The organism is Erythrobacter tepidarius, from assembly GCF_002155695.1.
Taxonomy (GTDB): domain Bacteria; phylum Pseudomonadota; class Alphaproteobacteria; order Sphingomonadales; family Sphingomonadaceae; genus Erythrobacter; species Erythrobacter tepidarius.
The window spans coordinates 97185-120033 of record NZ_MUYJ01000010.1; the positions used below are offsets into that span (position 1 = coordinate 97185).

The 22849-nt window shown below is 66.8% G+C and carries 22 protein-coding genes; 14 read left to right on the forward strand and 8 right to left on the reverse strand.

Features of this window, described 5'->3' with window-relative positions; genetic code table 11:
- Positions 1-4: 4 nt before the first annotated feature.
- The 3 genes from BZF61_RS11150 to BZF61_RS11160 are packed head-to-tail and all read right to left on the reverse strand — an operon-like array spanning position 5 to position 2825.
- On the reverse strand, positions 5-565 hold the full coding sequence (locus BZF61_RS11150; RefSeq protein WP_086619293.1) for a GDYXXLXY domain-containing protein: 561 nt from the start codon (positions 563-565) through the stop codon (positions 5-7).
- The gene (locus BZF61_RS11155) at positions 562-1713 is read right to left on the reverse strand and encodes a DUF2157 domain-containing protein (RefSeq protein WP_086619294.1); all 1152 of its coding nucleotides are present in this window, start codon (positions 1711-1713) and stop codon (positions 562-564) included. The genes BZF61_RS11150 and BZF61_RS11155 overlap by 4 nt, the downstream gene beginning before the upstream one ends.
- Before the next feature lie 41 nt (positions 1714-1754).
- Positions 1755-2825, reverse strand: a complete 1071-nt coding sequence (locus BZF61_RS11160) for a substrate-binding domain-containing protein (RefSeq protein ID WP_086619296.1) — start codon at positions 2823-2825, stop codon at positions 1755-1757.
- A 212-nt stretch (positions 2826-3037) separates the two neighbouring features.
- Between BZF61_RS11160 and BZF61_RS11165 the strand changes: the two genes are divergently transcribed.
- Entirely contained in the window at positions 3038-4780 is a 1743-nt protein-coding gene (locus tag BZF61_RS11165; RefSeq protein WP_086619297.1) for a GGDEF domain-containing protein, read from the forward strand.
- A 36-nt stretch (positions 4781-4816) separates the two neighbouring features.
- Here BZF61_RS11165 and BZF61_RS11170 read toward each other — a convergent pair whose 3' ends face one another.
- Both BZF61_RS11170 and BZF61_RS11175 read right to left on the reverse strand, forming a co-directional pair.
- Positions 4817-5209, reverse strand: a complete 393-nt coding sequence (locus BZF61_RS11170) for an acyl-CoA thioesterase (RefSeq protein ID WP_086619298.1) — start codon at positions 5207-5209, stop codon at positions 4817-4819.
- Positions 5206-7422, reverse strand: coding sequence for a S9 family peptidase (locus BZF61_RS11175; RefSeq protein ID WP_086619300.1), 2217 nt, complete (start codon positions 7420-7422; stop codon positions 5206-5208). Before BZF61_RS11175 ends, BZF61_RS11170 begins: the two co-directional genes overlap by 4 nt.
- A 133-nt stretch (positions 7423-7555) precedes the next feature.
- Here BZF61_RS11175 and BZF61_RS11180 point away from each other — a divergent pair, with 133 nt between their 5' ends.
- The 3 genes from BZF61_RS11180 (at position 7556) to BZF61_RS11190 (ending at position 10334) form a co-directional block, all read left to right on the forward strand.
- Positions 7556-9364: an aminopeptidase P family protein gene (locus BZF61_RS11180; protein ID WP_086619301.1), complete on the forward strand. Its 1809-nt coding sequence runs from the start codon at positions 7556-7558 to the stop codon at positions 9362-9364.
- 185 nt (positions 9365-9549) lie between these two features.
- Positions 9550-9942 carry a VOC family protein gene (locus tag BZF61_RS11185; protein ID WP_086619303.1) on the forward strand — a complete coding sequence of 131 codons (393 nt, stop codon included), beginning with the start codon at positions 9550-9552 and terminating at the stop codon, positions 9940-9942.
- Positions 9939-10334 carry a cupin domain-containing protein gene (locus BZF61_RS11190; RefSeq protein WP_086619305.1) on the forward strand — a complete coding sequence of 132 codons (396 nt, stop codon included), beginning with the start codon at positions 9939-9941 and terminating at the stop codon, positions 10332-10334. Before BZF61_RS11185 ends, BZF61_RS11190 begins: the two co-directional genes overlap by 4 nt.
- Positions 10335-10397: 63 nt before the next feature.
- Here BZF61_RS11190 and BZF61_RS11195 read toward each other — a convergent pair whose 3' ends face one another.
- Positions 10398-11939 carry a helicase HerA-like domain-containing protein gene (locus BZF61_RS11195; protein ID WP_425429622.1) on the reverse strand — a complete coding sequence of 514 codons (1542 nt, stop codon included), beginning with the start codon at positions 11937-11939 and terminating at the stop codon, positions 10398-10400.
- 95 nt (positions 11940-12034) lie between these two features.
- On the opposite strand from BZF61_RS11195, the gene pabB reads away from it, so the two are divergent.
- The 5 genes from pabB (at position 12035) to BZF61_RS11220 (ending at position 15995) form a co-directional block, all read left to right on the forward strand.
- Positions 12035-13849, forward strand: a complete 1815-nt coding sequence (pabB, locus tag BZF61_RS11200) for an aminodeoxychorismate synthase component I (protein WP_086619366.1) — start codon at positions 12035-12037, stop codon at positions 13847-13849.
- Positions 13846-14505, forward strand: coding sequence for an RluA family pseudouridine synthase (locus BZF61_RS11205; protein WP_086619306.1), 660 nt, complete (start codon positions 13846-13848; stop codon positions 14503-14505). Before pabB ends, BZF61_RS11205 begins: the two co-directional genes overlap by 4 nt.
- A complete protein-coding gene (gene arfB, locus BZF61_RS11210) occupies positions 14498-14926 on the forward strand; it encodes an alternative ribosome rescue aminoacyl-tRNA hydrolase ArfB (protein ID WP_086619308.1) in 429 nt (142 codons plus the stop codon). Before BZF61_RS11205 ends, arfB begins: the two co-directional genes overlap by 8 nt.
- A 149-nt stretch (positions 14927-15075) precedes the next feature.
- Complete coding sequence (gene rpmG / locus BZF61_RS11215; RefSeq protein ID WP_017664380.1) at positions 15076-15243, forward strand: 50S ribosomal protein L33; 168 nt, start codon at positions 15076-15078, stop codon at positions 15241-15243.
- 80 nt (positions 15244-15323) lie between these two features.
- Positions 15324-15995 (forward strand): LolA family protein, encoded by a 672-nt coding sequence (locus BZF61_RS11220; protein WP_245804597.1) that lies wholly within the window; start codon positions 15324-15326, stop codon positions 15993-15995.
- Between the two features lie 424 nt (positions 15996-16419).
- Here BZF61_RS11220 and BZF61_RS11225 read toward each other — a convergent pair whose 3' ends face one another.
- Positions 16420-17805 (reverse strand): alkaline phosphatase, encoded by a 1386-nt coding sequence (locus BZF61_RS11225; RefSeq protein WP_086619309.1) that lies wholly within the window; start codon positions 17803-17805, stop codon positions 16420-16422.
- A 263-nt stretch (positions 17806-18068) separates the two neighbouring features.
- On the opposite strand from BZF61_RS11225, the gene BZF61_RS11230 reads away from it, so the two are divergent.
- Together BZF61_RS11230 and ribA are read left to right on the forward strand one after the other, a co-directional pair.
- Positions 18069-18857 carry an exodeoxyribonuclease III gene (locus tag BZF61_RS11230; RefSeq protein ID WP_086619369.1) on the forward strand — a complete coding sequence of 263 codons (789 nt, stop codon included), beginning with the start codon at positions 18069-18071 and terminating at the stop codon, positions 18855-18857.
- A complete protein-coding gene (ribA, locus tag BZF61_RS11235) occupies positions 18854-19924 on the forward strand; it encodes a GTP cyclohydrolase II (RefSeq protein ID WP_245804605.1) in 1071 nt (356 codons plus the stop codon). Before BZF61_RS11230 ends, ribA begins: the two co-directional genes overlap by 4 nt.
- On the opposite strand, the gene BZF61_RS11240 is transcribed toward ribA, so the two are convergent.
- Entirely contained in the window at positions 19921-20883 is a 963-nt protein-coding gene (locus tag BZF61_RS11240) for a right-handed parallel beta-helix repeat-containing protein (RefSeq protein WP_169711959.1), read from the reverse strand. The genes ribA and BZF61_RS11240 overlap by 4 nt on opposite strands.
- A gap of 133 nt (positions 20884-21016) precedes the next feature.
- Between BZF61_RS11240 and BZF61_RS11245 the strand changes: the two genes are divergently transcribed.
- From BZF61_RS11245 to BZF61_RS11255, 3 genes are all read left to right on the forward strand, one after another.
- Positions 21017-21304 (forward strand): hypothetical protein, encoded by a 288-nt coding sequence (locus BZF61_RS11245; protein ID WP_086619312.1) that lies wholly within the window; start codon positions 21017-21019, stop codon positions 21302-21304.
- Between the two features lie 10 nt (positions 21305-21314).
- Positions 21315-21542, forward strand: a complete 228-nt coding sequence (locus tag BZF61_RS11250) for a hypothetical protein (protein WP_245804598.1) — start codon at positions 21315-21317, stop codon at positions 21540-21542.
- Positions 21543-21613: 71 nt separating this feature from the next.
- Positions 21614-22813 (forward strand): acyl-CoA dehydrogenase family protein, encoded by a 1200-nt coding sequence (locus BZF61_RS11255; protein WP_086619315.1) that lies wholly within the window; start codon positions 21614-21616, stop codon positions 22811-22813.
- Positions 22814-22849 lie beyond the last annotated feature (36 nt).

The following is a 22849-nucleotide window of genomic DNA, read 5'->3' on the forward strand; positions in this document are numbered from 1 at the left end:
CAGGCTATTCGGCCATGATCGGGGGTGGGGGGCGCATGTCCTCTGCCCCTTCGTCTTGCGCCTCGCGCGCGGCGATTTCATCCTGCGTGAGCGGGCGGAAGCGGATGCTGACAGGCGTGAAGCTGCCGTCCTCGCGCAGGCGGATCGTCACGATCCCGCGCTGGTCGGGCTGCTGGAGCCGCTGCTGCAACGCCATCGCCCGTTCCTGCCCGACATAGAGCCGCCCGCGCTCCAGCGCGCTTGCGCCATAGACGTGCCCCGGATGGGCGATCAGGCGATGGGCGCAGGCGGCATCGGCTTTGAGCAAGCTCACGCGCGCGATCCGCGGTGCGCTGCCCTCGATGCAAAGCGCCTGCGCCCCTTGCCCCGGCACCCCAAGGTCGAGGCCCGGCCAGTCATAGCTGAACTCGACATAGTGTCCGCGCAGGAAGTCGCGCGGGTCGTAGCCCATGATCGGCACCTCCCACTCGGTGCCGCTGCGGTAGTGGCGGTCGCGGTGCACCCACAGCCCGGCAAGACCGGCAAGCGGAAGCAGGGCGGCCAGCAGGCGGGCGGCGCGCATCATGCCTCACCCTCGTGCTCGCGCGGGGCAAAGCGCTTCGACACCCGCACCGCCGCCCAGGCGACACCAAGGATCATCACCCCAGCCAGAATCAGCCCGAAGCCGCTCATCAGCAGGTCACCGGCCAGCTCGAAGCTCAAGATGATCAGGCGCAGCGCAATCACGCCCACGGCCAGCTGGAATACGCCGCGCCAGTGGGCAGCGAGCGCGGCGGCGGCGATCCCGACCCACAGCGCCATGAACAGCAGTGCAGGCGGCAGGGCGGCATTATCGACGGCATAGGCCAGCGGCGGCACCAGTCCGGCCCCGCCAATGATCGCGCCTGCCATGCGCCCCGACACCCCCGGCCGCACCAGCGCCACGCCCAGCCCCGCCACCAGCGCCACCGCGCCGCTTGTCGCCATGCTCGCCCATTCCTGCGTCAGCCCGGGCCCGCCGAAGCCACCGAACCCGGCGATGATGGTGGCGAAGCAGGCCCCGGCAACCGCATAGGCCAGCGCGAGCTGCTCCAGCCGCCGCCAGAAATCCTGGCGCGCGCTGTGGGCACGACACCATGCGGCCACGGGCGCGAACAGCACCGGCAGCGCGATGACCAGCGCCAGCCACAAAAGCAGCGCCATGTCTGGCGTGGCGCTGCCATCGCCGGTGGTTTCGGTGGCATATTCCCACGTCGTCCACACCGCTCCGCCCAGCACCGCGAGCGCAGCGGGCCAGCTGCGCCCGGTCAGCAGCAGCAGCGGCGCGAACAGCACCCACCACACGCTCAAAGGCTGCCACAGCGGCGAGGCGGTCTGATAGACCTGCCCCAGATGCCCGAAGAAGGTGAGGCCCAATGCGGCGGCGATGAACACCAGCGCCTCAACCGCCCACGGCGAGCGCTCCGCCAGCGCGCCCTCGCGCAGGAACAGCACCGCCAGCACCCCCGCAATCAGCGCAAGATGCACGCCGAGTCGCAGCTGGCCGGGGATGTCCTCCCAGTTGGCGGCGATCAGCGACACGAGGCCGAGTCCGATCGCCAGCGCCCCGATGCCGAACACCGCCCACAGCGCGAGCGGCCTTGCATGGGCGGCTTCATAGGCCAGCAGCCGGTCGCGCGTTGCCGCGTCGATCAGTCCGGCATCGTGCCATGAGGCGATCTTGCGGGCGCTCATGACGGGCAGGCTAACCCGTCACGGTGCCAACAGCAATCGCGTTACTTCTGGGCGGCGAGTTCCTCGCGGGTCAGCACGGTCTGCTCGCGCACCTTGGCGGCGTTGGCCGCCATCGTTTCGGGCGGCATCGTCACCATCCCGATCTTGGCCAGCGGGCCATCCTTCCCCCAGCTCTTGATCCATTCGTCAAGGAACGCCGACAGGCCCGGGATTGCGCGCATATGTTCCTTCTTTACATAGACATACAGCGGACGGGCGCCGGGATAGGCGAAGCTTGCGATGTTCTCGTAAGTGGGCGCGACACCGTTCATCGGCAGGCCCTGCAACTTGTCGAGGTTCTCTTCGAGATAGGAATAGCCGAAGATGCCGACGGCCTGCGGATTGGCCTCGATCTTTTGCACGATCAGATTGTCCTGCTCGCCCTGATCGACATAGGCGCCGTCATCGCGCACTTCGGTGCAGATCTGCTTGAACTTGCTCTCGTCGCTGTCCTTGAGCGCCTTCATCGCCGGGTCGGCCTTGCACCCGACTTCGAGGATCAGCTCCTTGAGCGCATCGCGCGTACCCGAGGTGCTTGGCGGGCCGTAGACGAGGATCGGCCGGGCCGGCAGGGCCGGATCGACATCCTTCCAGGTCTTGGCGGTCTGCGGCTTGCCGTAGGGTTGCGCGGCAAGCGCCTTGTAGACCGTCTCGGGCGAGAGGTTGAGCATGATGCCGCCCTTGGCCGAAGCGAAGGCGATACCATCGAGGCCGACCTGCACCTCGATGATCTCATCGACCTTGTTGGCCTTGCACGCGTCAAACTCGCTCTCCTTCATCCGGCGCGAGGCGTTGGCCATGTCGGGCGTGTTGGGGCCAAGCCCCTTGCAGAATAGCTGGATGCCATTGCCGGTGCCGGTGGATTCGATCAACGGCGAGCGGAAGTCGGTGTTCGAGCGGGCAAAGCTCTCGGCCACCAGCTTGGCGAAGGGATAGACGGTGGAAGATCCCACCGCGTGCACCGAATTGCGGGTGCCGCCGCCGCTCTCGGAGCTGTCGCAGGCGGAAAGGGCAAGCGCTGCCAGAGCGAGCGTGGCGGTGGTGCGGCCGAAAGCGGCAAAGGTCGTGATCATGAAGGGTTCCCGAGGTTGTCCGATGCCGCGCGCTAGTGCGCTTCCATGACAAGCATATGACAAGCCCTCCAACTATCGATCCAGTCTTGTGGCCGACCTCGGCGCCGCCCCGCTGCCTGCGTGCCAAGTCGGTGAGATTGCGTGATATTCTCGCCGCGACCCAAGTCCAGGCTTAACAGCATCGTAAGGGGTTGAATGCTAGGCCTAGCCGCATGGTTAGGCTGTGCCTCGCGATCTGGCTGTGGCTGGGCGCTGCGCTATGCGCGGCGGGGCTTGCCGTGCCGGCCCGCGCCGAGGCGCATCAGGGCCTGGTGGCAGCCCCGCGCTGCCATGCCGCAAGCCCGGCAGACCGCAGCCCGGTGGCGATGATCGAGCGTGCGGCGTGGAACTGCAATGACAGCGATTGGCGCGCGGATCAGCCTGTCGCGTGGCTGCGCTTCGAGGCCGACAGCTGGCAGGGCGCGGCTGTCCCGCGCTATTTCTTCACCCGCACCGCGCGGCACGCGGCGATCACCTTCTACGCGCTTGATGCCGATGGCACCCTGCGCGCGCGCCGCTTTGCCGAAAGCGAGGGCAAACCCTTCGCTGCCGGGCCGGTATTCCGCCTGCCGTTGCCCGAGATCACCCCCGCTACACAGGCCCTGCTGGTGCGGATCGAGCGCCCCCATTCGATCCCGCTGCTGACCGAGGCCGGCATCGCGCGCCATAACGAGGATGCCGGCCGCAGCCTTGAGGAGATGATGCTGCTGTCGCTGATCCTCGGGATGCTGCTGCTGCCGCTGCTGTTCGACATCAGCTTCTACCTCGTGCTGCGCGAACGCTTCGTGCTCTACCACGCGACCATGGTGGTGGCGATGATGGGCTATGTCCTGTTCGCAGGCGGACTGGTTTCGGTGGTGGCGAGCCTGCCCGTGGCTTTGCTTGCGATCATGGCGCCGCTGTTCTGGGCGCTGGGCTGCGGGGCGGCGCTGCTGTTCCTCAGCGCGTTCCTCGAACGCGGGGCGCTGTCGCGCGGGATGCGGCGGCTGACCTTCGGGACCGGGTGCTGGACGATTGCCGTGCCCGGCTTCTTGGCGCTGCAATTGCACGCCACGCAGGGCTTCGACGATATCGGCTACTTCCTCACCATCGCGCCGGCTGCGGTGGTGGTGAGCGCCGCGCTGGTCCACGCGATTGTGCGCGGCAGCCGTTCGGCAAAGTTCGTCGCGGCGGCGTGGTGCCCGCTGATCCTGACCTCGATCGAGCGGCTGGCGCGCGGGCTGGGGCTCTATTCCGGCCCGGCGCAGCTTGATCTGATGATGTTCATCGCCACCGGGATCGAAGTGGTGATCATCAGCCTCGCGATTGCCGACCGTTTCCTTGCCATCCGCCGCGAACGCGACGCGGCACTGACCGAAGCGCGCATGCTGGAACAGATATCGACCCGGGATTCGCTCACCGGCCTGATGAACCGCCGTGCGATCGAGGCGCGTTTCGACGATTTGCTGGCGCAGGGCTTCGATACCTTCGCGCTGGTCGATCTCGACCGGTTCAAGGCGATCAATGATCTCCACGGCCATCAGGTCGGCGATGCCGCACTGGTCGCCTGCGCCAACGCGATCCGCAGCATGGGCGACCGCGATGCCATCGCGGTGCGGCTCGGCGGTGAGGAATTCGTCGTGCTGCTGCGGGGGCAGCGCACGCTCGAACGGGCCGAGGCGCTGCGGCAGGCTATCCCGATCCGCATCGCGCAGGACGTGCCGGGGCTGGAGCTGCCGGTGACTGCCAGCATGGGGGTGATCGTGCTGGCGCAGGCGCAGCGCCCGACAATGCAGTTTGCCGAGTTCTACGCCCGCGCCGATGCGTTGCTGTACGAGGCCAAGGCGAGCGGGCGCAACCGGATGGCCTATGAACGTCTGACGGTGTTCAGCCAGCCCCCCGCCGGACGGATGCGCAGGCGCGAGAAGGCGGCGTAGCCTGGTTGCCCGCGCGCACTCGCGCGAGGCAGGCCTTCAGATAAAAGGCTCCAGCACCTCGGGCCGCACGCGCGCCAGCCGGCCGGTGGCGCGGTCGAGCATCGCCCAGGTCGTCGCCGCGCTGACGAGGCGCCTGCCGGACGCATCGGTGAACTCCACCCGCCGCAAGGATTTCGCGCCCTGCGCCGGGCCTTCGATCCAGGTTTCGGCCTGAACGCTCTCGCCCTCGGCAACATTGCCGCGATAATCGATCTCGTGCCGCACTACGACCCAGAAGAACGCCGCTCGGTCCTCGGGCCGGGCGATCGCGTCCCAGTGGGCCGTGGCCATGTCCTGAATCCACTGCACCCACACGGTATTGTTGACGTGGCCGAGTTCGTCGATGTGCTGCGGCAGAGCAGTGAAGGTGCGGGTGAAGTGGTGGGTCACTTCGGCTCCGGGTTGTCCGCCATCCCCACCTGCCACAGGATGAAGGCATATTCCTCTGCCGTTTCCCTGAGGCTGTTCCAGCGCCCCGACTGCCCGCCGTGGCCTGCGCCCATGTTGGTCTTCAGCAGCAGCAAGTTGTCGTCGGTCTTGAGTTCGCGCAGCTTGGCGACCCACTTGGCCGGCTCCCAATAGGTCACGCGCGGGTCGTTCAGCCCGGCCGTCACCAGCAGCGGCGGGTAGGCCTTGGCGGTCACCTGATCATAGGGCGAATAGGACAGCATGTAGGCGAACGCTGCCTTGTCGGTGATCGGGTTGCCCCATTCCTGCCACTCGCCCGGGGTGAGCGGCAGCTTCTCGTTGAGCATGGTGTTGAGCACATCGACGAAGGGCACGTGCGCCACCACCGCGCCATATTGCGCCGGATCCTGGTTGATCACCGCCCCCATCAGCTCGCCGCCCGCCGAGCCGCCGCTTGCCGTGACCATGCCTTCGGCGGTGTAGCCCTTGGCAATCAACCCGCGGCCAACATCGACGAAATCATTGAAAGTGTTGGTGCGCGCGAACAGCTTGCCCTGGAGATACCAGCGCCGCCCGAGATCATCGCCGCCGCGGATATGGGCGATGGCATAGGCAAAGCCACGATCCACCAGGCTGAGGCGCGCGGTCGAGAAGCCCGGCGGCACGGCATAGCCATAGGCGCCGTAGGCATAAAGATGCAGCGGCCCCGGCCCCTTGATCCCGGCCTTCTTCAGGATCTCCGCCCGGTCCTTCCTCATCATGATGCTGACCGGCACCATCGTCCCGTCGCGCGCCTGTACGCTCACGCGTTCGGCCACGTAGAGCGAGGGGTCATAGCCGCTCGGAATTTCCTGCGTCTTGAGCGTCTCCAGCTTGCCGGAGGCGACGTCGTAATCATAGACTGTGCTCGGCGTGACCATCGATTGATAGGCCAGCCGCAGCTTCTTCATGTCGTATTCGGGGTTGTTGGCAAGGGCGGCGGTATAGCTGGCCTCCGGGAAGGTGATCGGCGTGATCTTGGCCGGATCGGCGTAGGAGCGCAGCTGGATCTGGTCGAGGCCGTTGAGCCGGCCTTCGGTCACGAAGAAGTCCTTGAACAGGTCGAATCCGGTCAGATAGAAGTCGTCCGAACCGGCGATCACCGTCTGCCACTCGCCCGGGCTTTCCAGCTTGGCCTTGGCAAGGCGGAAGTTGATGTGATTGTCGTTCGTCCACACCCACACCTCGCCGTCACGCACATCGACTGCATATTCGACGCCCTTCTGGCGCGCCTTCACCAGAATGGGTTCGGCAGTGGGGTTGGCGGCGGGCACGAGGCGCACCTCGCTCGTCTCGTTGTCGCCGGTGGCGATGATCAGCCAGTCTTCCTGGGCGGTAAGGCCGGTGGCGACCCCGAAGGACTGGTCCTCCTCCTTGTAGAGGGTCACATCCTGCTCAACCGGCGTGCCGATGACGTGGAGCTTGGCTTCGAGCGTGCGCCATTCCTCGGTCGAGGGACCATAGACCAGCGCGGTGTCGTTCGCGACCCACACCAAATCGCCGCGCAGGTTTTCCAGCACATCGGGCAGCAGCGCGCCCGTGGCCAGATCCTTGATCCGTGCGGTGTAGCGTTCCGAGCCGTTGGTGTCGGTCGAATAGGCCAGATAGCGCCCGTTCTGGCTGATCGCGACCGCGCCGAGACGGAAATAGTCGTAACCTTCGGCCAGCGCGTTCTCGTCGATCAGCAGCTCGGCTTCCCCCCCGGCGACGGGCTTCCTGTAATGCTTGCGATATTGCGCGCCTTCCTCGAACTCGGACCAGTAGAGGTAATCGCCGTCCTTCTGCGGCACGGTGGAATCGTCCTCTTTGATGCGCGCGCGCATCTCGCTGAACAGCGCTTCGATCAGACCCTTCTGCGCGGCCATCTTGGCTTCGAAATAGGCGTTTTCAGCCTTGAGATGGCTGAGCACATCCTCGTCGTCGACGGTCGGATAGGACTTGTCGTAGAGCCAATCATAGGGATCCTCGATGGTGATCCCGTGATGGGTGTAGCTGTGCGGGCGCTTCTCCGCGACGGGGGGCTTGATCTCGGTGTTCGCGGCGGAAGTGGTCACGCGGGTCGGTTCCTCTCGGGTGGTGGCGTGTGCGGGCACGGGTGCAAAGGTGGTGGCGGCAAGCGCGCTGGCAAGAGCGCAGGCACTGACACGTGTGATCATGGATGGTGATCCCTTCTGTCAGCCGGGGGCAGCGGCTCCGGGTGGAAAGACGCGCCGCATCGGCCTATGTTGGCGATACTAACGAGCCATTGTCGCGCGGCAAGGGTCCGCGCCGCTATCCGAGGATCCGCCCATGCTGATGCAGACCCATGAAGCCCGGCTGGCCGCCCTGCGCGAGGAACTGAAGCGCCGCGGCTTGGACGGGTTCGTCGTGCCGATCAGCGACGAGCACATGAGCGAATATGTCGGCGACTATGCCCAGCGCCTGCGTTGGCTGACGGGCTTCGGCGGCTCGGCAGGGTTTGCCTGCGTCACGCTCGTCCACGCGGCGATCTTCGTCGACGGACGTTACACCGTGCAGGTGCGCGAGCAGGTCGATGGCAAGCTGTTCGACTACAAGAGCATCCCCGCCGACACGCTGGCCGGCTGGCTCGCCGAGGTGTGCGCCGAGGGCGCGCGGATTGCCTATGATCCCTGGCTGCACACCTGGGCCTGGGTCGAGGCACTGGAAAAGCAGCTTGCGCCCAAGGGCATTGTGCTTGTCCCTGTCGACAGCAACCCGCTCGATGCGGTGTGGGCCGACCGGCCTGCCCCCTCGCCGGCGCCAGCGATAATCCATCAGGATGAACTTGCCGGCCGTTCCTCAGCCGACAAGCGCGCTGCGGTGGCCGACTGGCTGGCAAGGGAAGGCCACGATGCGGTGGTGATTCCCGCGCTCGATTCGATTGCCTGGTTGCTCAACATCCGCGGCAGCGACGTGCCGCACACCCCGGTCGCGCTGTCCTTTGTCATCGCCCACAGCGACGGCAGCGCCGAGCTGTTCATCGCGCCCGAGAAGGTGACGCCCGAACTCGCCCGACATCTCGGCAACGCGGTGACGATCCGCGACCGCGCCGCCTTTGCAAAGGTGTTGCGCGGCGAGCTGGCGGGCAAGAGCGTCGCGCTCGATCCCGATTTCGCGGTGGTCGGGATCGCGCAGGCGCTGCGCTCGGGCGGGGCGCGGTTCACCTTCAAGCAGGATCCGACGATCCTTGCCAAGGCGATCAAGAACCCGGTCGAACAGGCCGGCCATCGCGACGCGCAGACGCGCGACGGGGCGGCCGTCACGAAGTTCCTGCGCTGGCTGGAGATCGAGGGGCCGAAGGGCACGGTCGACGAACTTGCCGCCGCCGCGCGCCTGCAAGCCTTCCGCGCGGAAGACGCAGGCCTGCGTGACCTCAGTTTCGACACCATCTCCGCCGCCGCCGGCCACGCCGCGCTGCCGCATTACAAGGTGGACGCGGACAGCAATATCCCGATCCCTCCCGGCTCGATCTATCTGGTCGATTCGGGCGGGCAATATCCCGGTGGCACCACCGACATCACCCGCACGGTGTGGGTTGGCCCCGGCGAGCCGACCCCGGAAATGCGCGATCGCAATACCCGGGTGCTCAAGGGCCACATCCAGCTCGCCCGCGCGGTCTTCCCGCAGGGCACGTGCGGAGCGCAGCTCGACGTGCTGGCGCGGCAATATCTGTGGGAGGCGGGGGTCGATTATGCCCATGGCACCGGGCACGGGGTGGGCAGCTTCCTCGGTGTGCACGAAGGCCCGCAGCGCATCGCCAAGCCCGGCGGCGGACAGGCCGGCACCGCGCAGGAGCTGTTCGCGGGCATGATCCTGTCGAACGAGCCGGGCTATTACAAGCCGGGCCATTTCGGCATCCGTATCGAGAACCTGGTGCTGGTCGAGGAGCGCCAGATCGAAGGGCAGGAGGGCAAGTGGCTCGGCTTCGAGACGCTGACCTTCGTGCCGCTTGACCGCAAGCTGATCGACAAGTCGCTGCTGACGGCGGAGGAGATCGCTTGGGTCGATGCCTATCACGCCAGAGTGCGCACGCTGCTCGCGCCGCGGCTGGAGGGCGAGGACCTCGCCTGGCTGGAGCGGCAGACGGCACCGCTCTGAACAACCTCCGACAGCGCGTGCCTGAAACGGGGCCAGGCTATCCTTCTTCCCGCTGGCGATTGAAAAGAAAAGCCAAGCCCCGGATCAAGCCCAGCGCGACGAGTGTGAGGTTTGTGGCGCTTGTTGCTGTCCCGATGTTCTAATAATGTTCCCGCATTGCGAGTCGCGGTAAGGGAGGAATTCACATGATCGGCTACGTCACCTTGGGCACCAATGATCTGCCCCGCGCGGCGGCGTTCTATGACGCGATCGCGGCTCATTTCGGTGTGGGGCGGATGATGGAGTTCGAAAGCTTCATTGCCTGGGGCGAATGGGGCGGTGCGCCGGGGATCGCGGCGACGGTGCCGTTCGATGGCCAGCCGGCCACGGTGGGCAATGGGGTGATGGTGGCGCTGGAGGTGAAGACGCCGGAGGATGTCCACGCGCTCTATGACATCGCCCTGGCCCATGGCGGCAGCGACGAGGGCGCGCCCGGCCCGCGCGGCAATGACGGATTCTACGCGGGCTATTTCCGCGATCCCGATGGCAACAAGCTCAATGCCTTCTGCATGGTGGCACCCGAGAAGCCCGGCGCATGAACACCCCCCGGCTCGAAGAGCGCTTCATTCACCTGGGCCTCGGCGCGAAGGCGGTGGAAGAGCCGCCCTTTACCGGGATGGCGTGGTATGAAGGCTACGGCGCGCGCCATGCGGCAGACGGCGCGCAAGGGCGGCTGGTGTCGCAATACACCTTCACCGAAAGCTGGAACTCGTGGGAAATGCACCCCGCGGGCGACGAGGTGGTGATCTGCACCCACGGCACCATGGTGCTGGTGCAGCAATTTCCGGACGGCCGCGTGGTGAAAACTCCGCTCGCCGCCGGGGAATATGCCATCAATCCGCCCGGTGTGTGGCACACCGCCGACGTTGCCGAGAGCGCGACGGCGATCTTCATCACCGCGGGCGAAGGGACAAAGCACCGGGAGCGGTGATGTTCCGCAAATGTTTCACGTGAAACATTTTGCGCAAATCACCCTTCCGGACATGCTTGGGCGCTAGCGCATCAACCCGCCGAGGATATTGCGCACAAATGCCGTCGCCCCGGTCTTGAGCGGATCGGCGCTTGACTTCTTGCCCAGCACCATCGCCACCGCCATCGAGGCGAGCGAGCCGCTTGCGGCAGTCAGCGCGCTCTTGCCCGCCTTCTCCCACATCGAAGGTGTCCTTCGCTCGCGCTTGGCCACTTCCTCGCGGCCCCTTTCGGCCACTTCCTCGGCGGTGGCTGCCGCATCGGCAGCCTTGGCGGCGAGCACTTCGGCCGCGCTTTCGCGGTCGACGCGGGTGTCATACTTGCCCTCGACCGGGCTGATCGACTGGATGATCGCCCGCTCCTTGGGAGTCACCGGCCCGAGCCGCGAGCGGGGCGGCTTGATCAGCGTGCGCTCCACCACCGTCGGCGCACCATCCTCGTCGAGCGTCGAGACCAGCGCCTCGCCCACCTTCAGTTCGGTGATCACCGCCTCGACATCGAGCTTCGGGTTGATCCGGAAGGTCTCCGCCGCGGCCTTGATCGCCCGCTGGTCGCGCGGGGTGAAGGCCCTCAGGGCATGCTGCACGCGGTTGCCCAACTGCCCGGCGACCTCCTCGGGAATGTCGATCGGATTCTGGGTGACGAAGAACACCCCGACACCCTTGGAACGGATCAGCCGGACGACGTTCTCGATGGTGTCCTGCAGCGCCTTGGGCGCATCGTCGAACAGCAGATGCGCCTCGTCGAAGAAGAACACCAATTTTGGCTTTTCCGGATCGCCCACTTCGGGCAACGATTCGAACAGTTCGGCCAGCAGCCACAGCAGGAAGGTGGCATAGAGCTTGGGGCTGCGCATCAGCTTGTCCGCGGCGAGCACGTTCACGTACCCGCGCCCCTGTTCGTCGACCTTGAGGAAATCATTGATCTCCAGCGCCGGCTCGCCGAAGAAATTGTTCGCCCCTTGCGCCTCGAAGCTCAGCAATTGCCGCTGGATCGCCCCGACCGAAGGCTTGGTGACATTGCCGTACTTGCCTGACAATGCAGCCGCGTTCTCGTTCGCCCAGGCCAGGAGCGCGGCGAGATCTTCGAAGTCGAGCAGCAGCAAGCCGTTCTCGTCGGCGTAACGGAATATGATCTGCAAGACGCCTTCCTGCGTCTCGTTGAGGTCGAGCAGGCGCGAGAGCAGCAGCGGCCCCATCTCCGACACCGTGGTGCGGATCGGGTGGCCCTGTTCGCCGTAGAGATCCCAGAAAATCACCGGATTGTCGGAATAGGTATAGTCGGTGATGCCCAGTTCTCTTGCCCGGGATTCGAGCTTGTCGGCGTGCTTGAAGGTGGGTGAGCCCGGCATGGCGATGCCCGACAGGTCACCTTTCACATCGGCCACGAACACCGGCACCCCGGCCGCCGAAAAGCTCTCGGCGATGCCCTGCAGGGTCACGGTCTTGCCGGTGCCGGTGGCGCCGGCGATCAGCCCGTGGCGGTTCGCCCGGCCGAGCAGCAGCCTCTGCCGCGATCCGTCGGCCCCGAGCCCCAGATAGATTTCGCCCGCCTTGTCCGCCATCATTCGTCCTCTTGTCCAAGTTCGGCTCCGATGTGCAGGTGACCGGAGAAGCGGTCAAGTTCTCGACAGGGGCGCAGGTTTCGGCCAAGGCTCAAGCGATGGGTCAGCCAACGCCATTTGTCCTGCTCGATGATGCCCGCGCCGGGGAAGGCGCGGCCGATGCCCTGCTTTACGAGGCCCCTGAGGCCCTGTTTGTCGCGCACCGGGCGGGCGAGGTCGAAGCCGCGCTCGCCGCTGCCGAGGCGGCGCGACAGGCGGGTGGCGGGGCGCTGGCGGGCTATGTCGCCTACGAGGCCGGCCTTGCGCTCGAACCCCGGCTTGCTCCGCTGGCCGCCCAGCGCAGCGGCGCGGCCGGCCCGCTGGTGTGGCTCGGCCTGTTCGGCGCGCCGAGACGCATCGCAGCGGCCGAAGTGCCTGCCTTTCTTGATGCCCGCGCCTCCGGCCCCGGCACGATCGGGCCGCTCGAACCGCAGCTCTCCCCCGGCGGTTATGCTGCGGCCTTCGCCGCCCTCACCGAGGCGATCCGCGCGGGCGATATCTACCAGGCCAACCTCACCTACCCGCTGGCGGGCGCGTTTCGCGGCGATCCGGTGGGGCTTTATGCGGCGCTGCGCGCGGCGGCGGCGGCGAGCTATGGCGGGCTGATCTTCGATGGTTCGCACTGGCTCCTCAGCTTCTCGCCCGAGCTGTTCGTTGCGCTCGGCGGCGCCGAGGCCAAGGTCAAGCCGATGAAGGGCACCCGTCCGCGTATGGCCGATCCCGCAGCCGATCGGGCGATGGCGGAGGACCTCGCCACCTCGGTCAAGGACCGCGCCGAAAACCTGATGATCGTCGATCTGATGCGCAACGATCTGTCGCGCGTGGCCGAAGCGGGGAGCGTGCGCGTCGATGCGCCCTTCGCGGTCGAAAGCTACCCGACGCTGCACCAAATGGTTTCGACCGTGCGTGCGCGGCTCAGCCCCGGCAAGGGCGCAATGGAACTGGTGCGGGCGCTGTTCCCCTGCGGCTCGATCACCGGCGCGCCCAAGATCCGGGCGATCGAGCTGCTCGCGCAGGCGGAGCGCGATGCGCGCGGGCCCTATTGCGGCGCGATTGGGCGGATCGATGCCAGCGGGGATGCGGCGTTCAATGTCGCGATCCGCACCTTGCGCCTGACCCCGATCGAGAACGGGCAGGGCTTGGCGGTGCTCGGTATCGGCTCGGCGATCGTCGCCGATAGCGAGGCGATGGCCGAGCGGCGCGAATGCGAGGTCAAAGCCGGCTTCGTCCGCCGCGCCGTGCCGGGGTTGACGGCGCCGCAATGCGATCTGATCGAAACCATGCGGTTCGAGCCAGAAAGCGGCATCGCACTGCTCGAATTGCACCTCGCGCGGATGAAGGCCAGCGCCGCCGCGCTCGGCTTCGCCTTCGATCGCCATGCCATGCGCAACCAGATCCAGGCGCTGTGCTTCGAGCTGGAGGCTCCCGCCAGAGTGCGGCTGGTGGTGTCGCGCTCGGGTGCGAGCGCATTGGAGACCGGGCCGCTGCCCGCACCGCCGCCCGCGCCGGTGAAGGTCGTCGCTTTGCCCCATCCGCTCGACCCTTCCGACTGGCGGCTGATGCACAAGACCTCCGACCGCGGCTTCTACGAGGACGCGCTGGAAGCGGCCCGCTCCTGCGGCGCGGCCGAGGCGGTGCTGGTGCGCGCTGATGGCCTCGTCACCGAAGGCAGCTGGACCAACGTCCTCGTCGACGGCCCCGAGGGCGTGCTGCTCACCCCGCCCGCGCGCCTCGGCCTCTTGCCCGGCGTGCTGCGCGAACACCTCATCACCGGGGGCCGTGCGCGCGAGGCGAATCTCACCCTCGATGATCTCGAACGCGGCTTCTGGCTTGGCAATGCCCTGCGCGGGATGATGCGGGCGGAGCTGATATGACCATCCCGATCCTCTACGAAGACGGCGAGGCGCTGGTGATCGACAAGCCTGCCGGCTTGCCGGTCGATCGCCCACGCAAGGGCGGGCCGTGCCTCGATGATCATCTCGATCGGCTGAAACTCGGCTTCCAGCGTCGTCCGGTGGCGGTCCACCGGCTCGATACCGACACAAGCGGCTGCCTGCTGCTGGCGCGCAATCCCAAGGCGCTGGCCCGCTTCAACAAGGCGTTCGAGGAGCGGCTCGTGAGCAAGACCTATCTGGCGATTCTGGCGGGCCGCCCTCCGGGGACCGGGGGCACGATCGAATTGGCGCTCTCGAAGATCAGCTCGGCGGACAAGGGCTGGCGGATGATCGCGGCGAAAAAGGGCAAGCCGGCGGTGTCGCATTGGGAACTGGTGCAGGAATTGGGGCCGCACAGCCTGATCCGCTTCCGCCCAGAAACCGGCCGCACCCACCAGCTGCGCGTCCATGCGCTCAAGGGGCTGGGCGCGCCGCTGCTGGGCGATCCGGTCTATGGCGCCGGGCCGGTGGCGGGGGCGAAGCGCACCATGCTCCACGCCGAAAGCCTCACTGTCACCCGTCCTGGCAAGACGCCGATCGAGGCCTGTGCGCCCCTGCCGGCGGACTTCCTCGCCCTTGGGGCGAAGGATGGATGAGGACGCGCCCGAACCTCTGGTGAGCCGCGCGCTTAGGCTCGCCAGCGAGAGCTTTCTCGCCGGTTCCGGTCCGGGCGGGCAGAACGCCAACAAGGTCGCCACCGAAGTCGAGCTTAGGGTCAATATCTACGCCCTGCGCCTGCCGGTGCCGGTGTTCGCGCGGCTCAAGGCGCTGGCGGGCGGAAGACTCGCGGGCAATGGCGATCTGATCCTTACCTCCAAGGCCCACCGGACACAGGACGCCAACCGCCAAGACGCGCGCGCCAAGCTGGCGGCGCTGCTGGAAGAGGCCCAGCGCGCGCCCAAGAAGCGCGCCAAGTCGCGGATCAACCTGGTGGGCAAGACCGCGCGGCTCAAGGTCAAGAAGGCGCGCGGCGCGGTCAAAGCCAATCGCGCCAAACCCCGCGCCGGGGACTGGTAGCGCCCCCGCGAGCCGCCTTGACTTTTTCCCCTGAATCGCCCAATGGCCCGCGCATGTGCGGTGTGCCGGGCCATCCGGGCGCGCCGCGTTTGTTTTTTGACGCCCGCTTCGATCCGTCTTGTGGGCCAATCGTTTGACAGGAAACCGCCATGGCGAAGCCCACCACCGTCAAGATCCGCCTCGTCTCGAGCGAAGGCACCGGCTTCTTCTATGTGACCAAGAAGAACCCGCGCAACATCACCGAGAAGATGAGCTTCCGCAAGTATGATCCCGTCGCGCGCAAGCACGTCGAGTTCAAGGAAGCCAAGATCAAGTAAGCGCGGTATTGCCCGCCCTCCCCGCGGGCGGGTGCGATAATTCATCGACAGTTCAAGCCTTCGGCCCTAGGCGCTTGGGGATGATCAAGCACCCTATGTTCGCCCGTGCGCTGCTGCTCGGCCTTGGTTCCGGCACGCTGGCGCTCGGCCTCGTTCCCGCGCTTCCCGCCGCCATCGCCCCGGCGCCGCTTGCAGAGCAATCGGGCGACCAGCTCGACGCGGTCGTCACCGCCCTGCGCGCGATTACCACGATGCGCGCCGATTTCACCCAGACCGACCGGCAGGGCAATGTCATGACCGGGGTGATGACCTTGAAGCGCCCGGGCAAGATCCGCTTCGATTACGGCAAGGATTCCGACTTCCTCGTGGTGTCCAACGGCAAGTCGCTGTTCGTGGTCGATTACGAAGTCAACCAGGTCGAACGCTGGCCGATTGGCAATTCGCCGCTGGGCGCGCTGTTCGATCCCGAGCGTGACGTGAAGCGTTACGGCAAGCTGGTGCAGACCGGGAATCCCGACGTCATCAGCGTCGAGGTGCGCGATCCCAAGAAGCCCGAGTTCGGGATGATCAATCTGATCTTCGTGCGCCAGCCCCTGGCCCCTGGCGGGTGGCAGCTCACGCACTGGGTCGCACTCGATGCCCAGAACAACCGCACGCGGGTGCAGCTGTCGAATCAGCGCTACGGCGTGCCGGTGGCCGACAGCACTTTCACCTTCCGCGATCCGCGCCGTTCGGCCCGTCGCCCAGGGTGAACGGAGCTTCGACGAACGGTTGTATGAAGGCGACAGAATCTTATCGCCGTTCATGTGACGGAAAGCCTCTTTCGGCTAATCATTCTCAACAAGGCGCGGCTGAAGGGCGGTTTCCCCCCTGTTGCCCACCCTTCGCAAGTAGCCGGCGCCTTGTGCATAGCGTGACGAACGCTCCATGGAACCCTCGACCCACCGCCCCCGGGTCGAGGGTTTTTTGTTTGGGTCTTGGCATTGCCGGCTGGCTCAGCGAGAACCGCGTTATCCGTTTGCGCCCGCAAGCGCCGGGCGCGGGCCGTTCGTCCCGCTTGGCCTGCGCGCCAGCAGGCGCCACGTCCAGTCGGTTTCGCGGCGTGGCTTCGCCCGCCGATTGGCCCTGCTTGTATGCCTCGCCTCGTGGGGGACGACGCCAGCGTCGGCGCGAAACCTAATCTTCCCAGCCCAGGGCCTTGCGGATGATGGAATAGACTAGGTTCTGCTCGATCACCCCGTGCGCGCGCTCGGCGCCGGGGCCGGTGGCGAACAGGGCGACATCCTCGCCGCCGTGGGTCTCGATGCCGGTCGGCACCAGCGATTGCTGGCGGGCGGCAAGGCCGGTCTGCGGCACGGGCCGCTCGCCGCTCACCGCGCCCGGGCCATTGGCATAGCCCAAGGTGGTGTAGGGCTTCCCGTCGGCGGCCAGCACCGGGGTGATGCCGTCGCCGCCGTCCTCGCCGCTGCCTTCGTGGGCCACCACCAGCCCAAGGATGTCGTTCCCGCGCCTGGGATAGCCGGCGATGGTGAAGACATGGCTGTGATCGGCGGTGACGAGGATCAGCGTCTCGGCCGGATCGGTGTGATCGATTGCCCATTGCACCGCGCGAGCAAACTCGACCGTCTCCTCCAGCGCGTAGCCGGCCTGGCCAGCGTGGTGCGCATGATCGATCCGCCCGCCTTCGACCATCAGGTAGAACCCATCGGGATCAGCCGCGAGCCGCGCGATCGCCTGCGCTGTCATGTCGGTCAGGGTCGGTTCGGGGGAATCGGGCCGACGCTCGGCCATGAAGCCCATGTGGCTTGGGTTGAACAGCCCGAGCACCGGCTTGTCCATGGGCGCGGCGGCGAGTTCGGCGGCGGTCTTTACCACCACGCCGCCGTTCTTCGCGGCCCATGCGGCGGCGAGGTCGGCGGCCGCATCGCCGCGCCGTCCGCCCGCCTTTTTGCCGTAGAACATTGCCGAACCGCCGCCGAGCGCCACGTCGAAGCGCGCCTCTGACAGCTGGAGCGCGATGTCCTTGCAGCCCTGCCCCTGCTGATCGGCCGGGATGTTGGTATCGCTCTCCCAGTCGCGATCGGCACTGCGCGCATAGACGCTTGCCGGCGTGGCGTGGGTGATACGCGTGGTGGTGACGATCCCGAGCGCGAGGCCGCGCGCCTTCACTTCCTCACCCAGCAAGGGCAGCGGGTGCTCCAGCGCGTCCTTGCATACGCCCTTGACCGCTTCCGGCCCGATCCCCAGCACGCCGATGCGGGTCTTGCGGCCCGAATGTATCGCGGTTGCCGTGCCCGCAGAATCGGGCACCTGCGCGTTGGTGTTATAGGTCTTGACCAGCGCGACATTGGGGAAGGTCTCGAAGCTGAGCCGGTTTTCCTCGCCGGGTTCCCCGCGCTTTTGGGCCTCGTAGATGCGCGCCGCGGTGATGGTGGAGATGCCCATGCCGTCGCCGATGAACAGGATGACATTCTTGGCCCGCGGTTCGGCGGGCGCTTGCTCGGCCCATGCGGGCACGCAGGCGCTGGCGAGCAGCAGGGCGGCGAAGATGGTGCGGGTCATGCATGTCTCCGGGAAATCTGCCCCCTCATATCGCTGCGGAATGCGACAATAAAGTGAAGGCTGGAGAGAAGTCCTTGCCGCCCTACCGCTTCGCTGTTTGAGGGCATGCTTGTTGCCCTACCGCTTCGCTGTTTGAGGGCGTGCTTGTTGCCCTATCGCCTCGCTGTTTGAGGGCGTGCTTGGTCCCCTGCCGGTTCAGCCTTTGGGCTGTCCTTCGCATCCGCTACTTGAGAGCGGGGGCTTCGTCCCCTAAGTCCGCCGCGATGCTGTCTGTTGCCACCTGGAACATCAACTCGGCCCGCCTGCGCGTCGGCCTGATCGAGAAGCTGCTCGTCGAAGCCGCGCCCGACATCCTCTGCCTGCAGGAAATCAAGTGCGAAAGCCACCTGTTCCCGGCCGCGGCGCTGGCGGCGCTCGGCTACACCTATCAGGCGGTGAGCGGGCAGAAAGGCTATCACGGCGTGGCCACGGTCGCCCGCGTGCCGATCCGCGAAGTCGCCCGCCACGACTGGCAGGACAATGGCGAGGCGCGGCACATCGGGGTCGAGGTGCCGGGCAAGGATCTCGTGATCGAGAACGTCTATATCCCCGCCGGCGGCGATATTCCCGATCGGGAGGTGAACCCCAAGTTCGGCCAGAAGCTCGATTTCCTCGAACGGATGACCCGCTGGGCCGATAAGCTCGATCGTCCTACGCTGATCGTCGGGGATTTCAACATCGCGCCCTTGGAAAGCGACGTGTGGAGCCACAAGCAGCTCTTGAAGGTCGTCAGCCACACGCCGATCGAGGTCGAGACGCTGGGCCGGTTCCAGGACGCGCATGGCTGGGTTGATATCGGGCGCCAGCACATCCCCGCGCCGCAGCGCTACTATTCCTGGTGGAGCTACCGCAATCCCGGCTGGCAGGAGAACGACAAAGGCCGGCGGCTCGATCATATGTGGGCCTCGCCAGAAGTCGCCATGCAGGCGCGCGCGCACCGCGTGCTGGAAGATGCGCGCGGGTGGGAGCAGCCTTCCGATCATGTGCCGCTGATCACGGAGTTCGAACTCTGACGCCCGGACCATCCCCGCAACGCCGCGCCGCGCAGGCGGTCGACGCGCTGCGCCACGGGTGGCCGCTGGCGTTCGCGGGCGGGCCGGTGCTGCTGCCGGTCGAGACCGCGATTGCGAGCGGGGCAAGCGCGCCGCAGATGCTCATCTCTGCCGCGCGCGCCGTCACGCTCAAGCTCGCCAACCAGCGCGAGGCGGCTGTCCCGCACGCCCCCGTGCTGATCGCCGCGGCTGAAGATTTCACCTTGCGCGAGGCGCTGCCGATTGCCGATCCTGCGCTCGATCTCGGCAATCCGCTGAAAGGCCCGTTCAAGGCGGTCAGCCTCGCCTGGGGCGAGACCGCTGCCGCGGCGCTCGAGCTGGCGCGGATTGCCGGAATCCTGCCCGCCTTCCTGGTCGATCCGGTGAACGCGGGCGAGGCGGCGCCGGTCGCCGCGAGTGACCTTGCCGCCTATGCCGATGCTGGCGCCCTGCAAATCGTCACCCGCGCGCGCCTGCCCGTCTCTGCCTGTGAGGAGGCCGAGATCATCGCCTTCCGCTCGGCCGCCGACCTGCGCGAGCACGTCGCGCTCGTCATCGGCAAGCAATCGGGCGATCGTCTGCCGCTGGTACGGCTCCATTCAGAATGCCTCACCGGCGACATCCTCGGCAGCCTCAAATGCGATTGCGGCCCGCAGCTCGACGCTGCGCTCCACGCCATGGCGCACGAGGCGCGGGATAGCGGCGGCTGGGGCGTGCTGCTCTATATGCGGCAGGAGGGGCGCGGCATCGGCCTCGTCAACAAGCTGCGCGCCTATCGCTTGCAGGATCAGGGCTTCGACACGGTCGAGGCCAACCAGCGCCTCGGCCTGCCCGACGAAGCGCGCGATTTTCCGGTGGCGGCGAGGATGCTCGAATTGCTGGGGGCAACCACCATCCGGCTGCTCACCAACAACCCGGCCAAGGTCGCGGCGCTATCCGCCGCCGGGATCACGGTCAGCGAACGCGTGCCCCACCAGCTGCCTGCAAATCCCCACAATGCCCGCTATCTGGCGACCAAACGGGATCGCTCAGGGCATCTTCTGCCCTAGCGCCGTTCGTATTGCTTGATCCCGCTCGCCAGGCGGTTGCCCTGCATCACCACGCGCTCGCCCGTCCAGTCGGCAAGGAACACGCTCTGGCGCGAGAGGCCGGGGACGAAGCGCGCTTCGTTGTTCTCGATCCTCAAGCCAGCCGAGGGGTGGAGGATGTCCTCTGCCCCCAGAGCGATGAAGGCCGAGTAGTTCTCCTTGTCGCGCCCCTGCACGAACCAGTTGTTGGCTATCCGGCCGCGCGTTCCGGCGGGCAAGTCGATCATGTAGTTGGTGGCGTGCCCGGCGGCGTCGTCGAAGCTGTTGCCCTCGATCACCACCTCGGCAGCGCGCGCCTTGAGGTAATGGCCGCCGGTGCCGCGCTCGAACCGGCTCTCGCGCACGGTGAGCGAACCGATGTCGCCGATATAGATCGAATGGGCGCAGCCCGCATCGTTCTCGCAGGTGCCCAGTCCCGAGAAGGTCGAGCGGGTGATGAACACCCGGATTGCCGGATCGGCGGCGGTGAGGATGCCCTGCTGGCTGTTCTCGAATCGGGCATAGGCGATGTTGAGCGCGCCCTTTTCGAGCCTGATCCCTGCGCCGTTGCCGTCGGCGACCTTGATGCCGCTAAAGCTCAGCCCGCGGATCTCCGCGCCGGTGCCGCGCAGCACCAGCGCCGCCTTGCCCTCGCAAGCGCGGCCCGAAAGGGTGGCGGTGCCGGGGGTGGCGGCTTCATAGACGATCACGCCCTGCTCCTGCACCGCGCACTGGCGCCAGGTGCCCGGAGCGATGCGGATGGTGGCCCGCGCATTGCCGATCGCGTTGATCGCGTCCTGCAGGCTGGCATAGCTGCGCCCTGTTTCGACCACGGTGAAGGGCGCTGTGGTGCTCTGGCCGGCCACGGCGGCGAGCGGCAGGTTGAGAGCGGCCAGCATCAGGGCCGGGCAGAGGCGCAGCGAGGGGCGGTGGTGGATCATGCCGTGCAGTGTAGCGCATAATCGTTAAGGCGCCATTTGGCGCTTGGCCTTGCCCCCCCGGCTTGGCTAAACCTGCGCGCGTTGCCGCCGGACGATGCGCCGGCGCCGTCACGGGAATTGAGGAGAGACAGTGATGAACACCCGCGCCACTTTTGGCACCCTCGCCTTGGCCGCGCTGATGCTGGCCGCTTGCGGCAGCTCGGACGACGCTTCGACCGAGGCCACCGCCGACACCGTCGAAATGCCGGCTGACGAGGCGCTCGAGGCGATCACCGACGAACCCGCGGCCGACCCCGAAGCCACCGCCACCGACGCCCCCGAAACCGAGGCTGCTACCGAGGCCACTGCGGAACAGGCTGCCGAGGCGGCCGCAGATGTTGCCGCACAGGCTGCTGCTGCTGCCGAAGAGAAGAGCGAATAGGCGTCAGGCGGTGCCCCGCGCTCCGGTGGTGCTGCTGGCTCTCGCGCTGCTCCCGGCGCTCGTCGCCTGCGGCCGCGCGGGAGCGGACGCGCCGGGCGGCGTCAGCCCGGGCGAGGCCGAGGCGCTCGATGATGCCGCCGAAATGCTCGACCAGCGCCGCCTGCCGCGCGAGGCCCTCCCGCCCGAATCGGCCCCTGCCGAAATGACAGGCGACACCGGCGGCCCGACCCGCCAGTGACCGCGCTGCCCCTTTAACGATCCGTCAGCTTGGCCGAGCGCCAGCGCGCCGACGCAAGGATAGTGTCTGCCATGAATGCCCCCAGCACCATGTCCAGCCCCCGCAATCCCGGCATGGACGAGGAAACCTTTGAACAATTCGCCGCGCAGCTGACCCGTTACGTGCGCGAGCGGCTGATCCCGGCCGAGCCGGAGGTGATTGCCAAGGATCGCATCCCCGACGAGATCCTCGCGGAAATGCGCGAAATGGGCCTGTTCGGCCTGACCGTGCCCGAGGAGTACGGCGGCGCGGGGCTCAACATGACGCAATATGCCCGCGTGGTGAATATTATGGCCTATGCCGCCCCGGCCTATCGCTCGATCTTCTCGATCAACGTCGGGATGTTCGCGAGCGCGCTCAAGAACGGTGCCACGCAAGCCCAAAAGGCCGAGTGGTATCCGAAGATTGCCGAAGGCAAGATCGCCTGCTTCGGCCTGACCGAGCCGGGTTCGGGCAGCGATTCGGCCGCGATGGCCACCACCGCCGTTCCTGACCCCGACGGCAACGGCTGGATATTGAACGGCACCAAGCGCTACATCACCAACGCCCCCCACGCCGATGTCGCGCTGATCATGGCGCGCACGAGCAAGGAGGCGTTGCCGAAAAACGCCCATGTGTCCGCCTTCATCGTGCCGATGGACACGCCGGGCATCACGCGCGGCAGTCCCGACAGGAAGATGGGGCAGGCAGGCTCGCACATTTCCGACATCATCCTCGATGACGTGCGCGTGCCGGGTGACGCGCTGCTCGGCGGGGAAACCGGCAAGGGCTTCGTCTTCGCGATGAAGAGCCTCGATAATGGCCGCATCAGCGTGGGTGCCGCGGCAACCGGCTATGCTCGCCGCGCGCTGGACAGCGCCATGCGCTATGCCAATGAGCGCAAAGCCTTCGGCGAACCGATCGCCAATTTCCAGCTGATCCAGCAGATGCTGGCCGACAGCGAGATCGAGATCTACGCGGCCGAATGCATGATGAAGGACGTCACCGCGCGCGCTGACGCGGGCGAGAACATCCTCGTCAAGGCCGCCGCCTTCAAGGTCTTTGCCTCCGAGATGTGCGGCCGGGTGGTCGACCGCGTGGTCCAGATCTACGGCGGTGCCGGGTATCTGGCCGAATACGACGCCGAACGCTTCTTCCGCGATGCGCGCATCTATCGCATCTACGAAGGCACGACGCAGATCCTGCAACTCCAGATCGCCAAGCATATGCTGCGCGAATGGAGAGATTCTTGATTTTCCGCACACCCTCCGGCGCGCGAATTCCTCGCT

Bases quoted from the DNA above. Each gene is read 5' to 3' on its own strand.
- BZF61_RS11150 (WP_086619293.1), bottom strand. From the start codon at position 565: ATGATGCGCGCCGCCCGCCTGCTGGCCGCCCTGCTTCCGCTTGCCGGT.
- BZF61_RS11155 (WP_086619294.1), bottom strand. From the start codon at position 1,713: ATGAGCGCCCGCAAGATCGCCTCATGGCACGATGCCGGACTGATCGAC.
- BZF61_RS11160 (WP_086619296.1), bottom strand. From the start codon at position 2,825: ATGATCACGACCTTTGCCGCTTTCGGCCGCACCACCGCCACGCTCGCT.
- BZF61_RS11165 (WP_086619297.1), top strand. From the start codon at position 3,038: ATGGTTAGGCTGTGCCTCGCGATCTGGCTGTGGCTGGGCGCTGCGCTA.
- BZF61_RS11175 (WP_086619300.1), bottom strand. From the start codon at position 7,422: ATGATCACACGTGTCAGTGCCTGCGCTCTTGCCAGCGCGCTTGCCGCC.
- BZF61_RS11180 (WP_086619301.1), top strand. From the start codon at position 7,556: ATGCTGATGCAGACCCATGAAGCCCGGCTGGCCGCCCTGCGCGAGGAA.
- BZF61_RS11185 (WP_086619303.1), top strand. From the start codon at position 9,550: ATGATCGGCTACGTCACCTTGGGCACCAATGATCTGCCCCGCGCGGCG.
- BZF61_RS11190 (WP_086619305.1), top strand. From the start codon at position 9,939: ATGAACACCCCCCGGCTCGAAGAGCGCTTCATTCACCTGGGCCTCGGC.
- BZF61_RS11195 (WP_425429622.1), bottom strand. From the start codon at position 11,939: ATGATGGCGGACAAGGCGGGCGAAATCTATCTGGGGCTCGGGGCCGAC.
- pabB (WP_086619366.1), top strand. From the start codon at position 12,035: ATGGGTCAGCCAACGCCATTTGTCCTGCTCGATGATGCCCGCGCCGGG.
- BZF61_RS11205 (WP_086619306.1), top strand. From the start codon at position 13,846: ATGACCATCCCGATCCTCTACGAAGACGGCGAGGCGCTGGTGATCGAC.
- arfB (WP_086619308.1), top strand. From the start codon at position 14,498: ATGGATGAGGACGCGCCCGAACCTCTGGTGAGCCGCGCGCTTAGGCTC.
- rpmG (WP_017664380.1), top strand. From the start codon at position 15,076: ATGGCGAAGCCCACCACCGTCAAGATCCGCCTCGTCTCGAGCGAAGGC.
- BZF61_RS11220 (WP_245804597.1), top strand. From the start codon at position 15,324: ATGATCAAGCACCCTATGTTCGCCCGTGCGCTGCTGCTCGGCCTTGGT.
- BZF61_RS11225 (WP_086619309.1), bottom strand. From the start codon at position 17,805: ATGACCCGCACCATCTTCGCCGCCCTGCTGCTCGCCAGCGCCTGCGTG.
- BZF61_RS11230 (WP_086619369.1), top strand. From the start codon at position 18,069: ATGCTGTCTGTTGCCACCTGGAACATCAACTCGGCCCGCCTGCGCGTC.
- BZF61_RS11240 (WP_169711959.1), bottom strand. From the start codon at position 20,883: ATGATCCACCACCGCCCCTCGCTGCGCCTCTGCCCGGCCCTGATGCTG.
- BZF61_RS11245 (WP_086619312.1), top strand. From the start codon at position 21,017: ATGAACACCCGCGCCACTTTTGGCACCCTCGCCTTGGCCGCGCTGATG.
- BZF61_RS11255 (WP_086619315.1), top strand. From the start codon at position 21,614: ATGAATGCCCCCAGCACCATGTCCAGCCCCCGCAATCCCGGCATGGAC.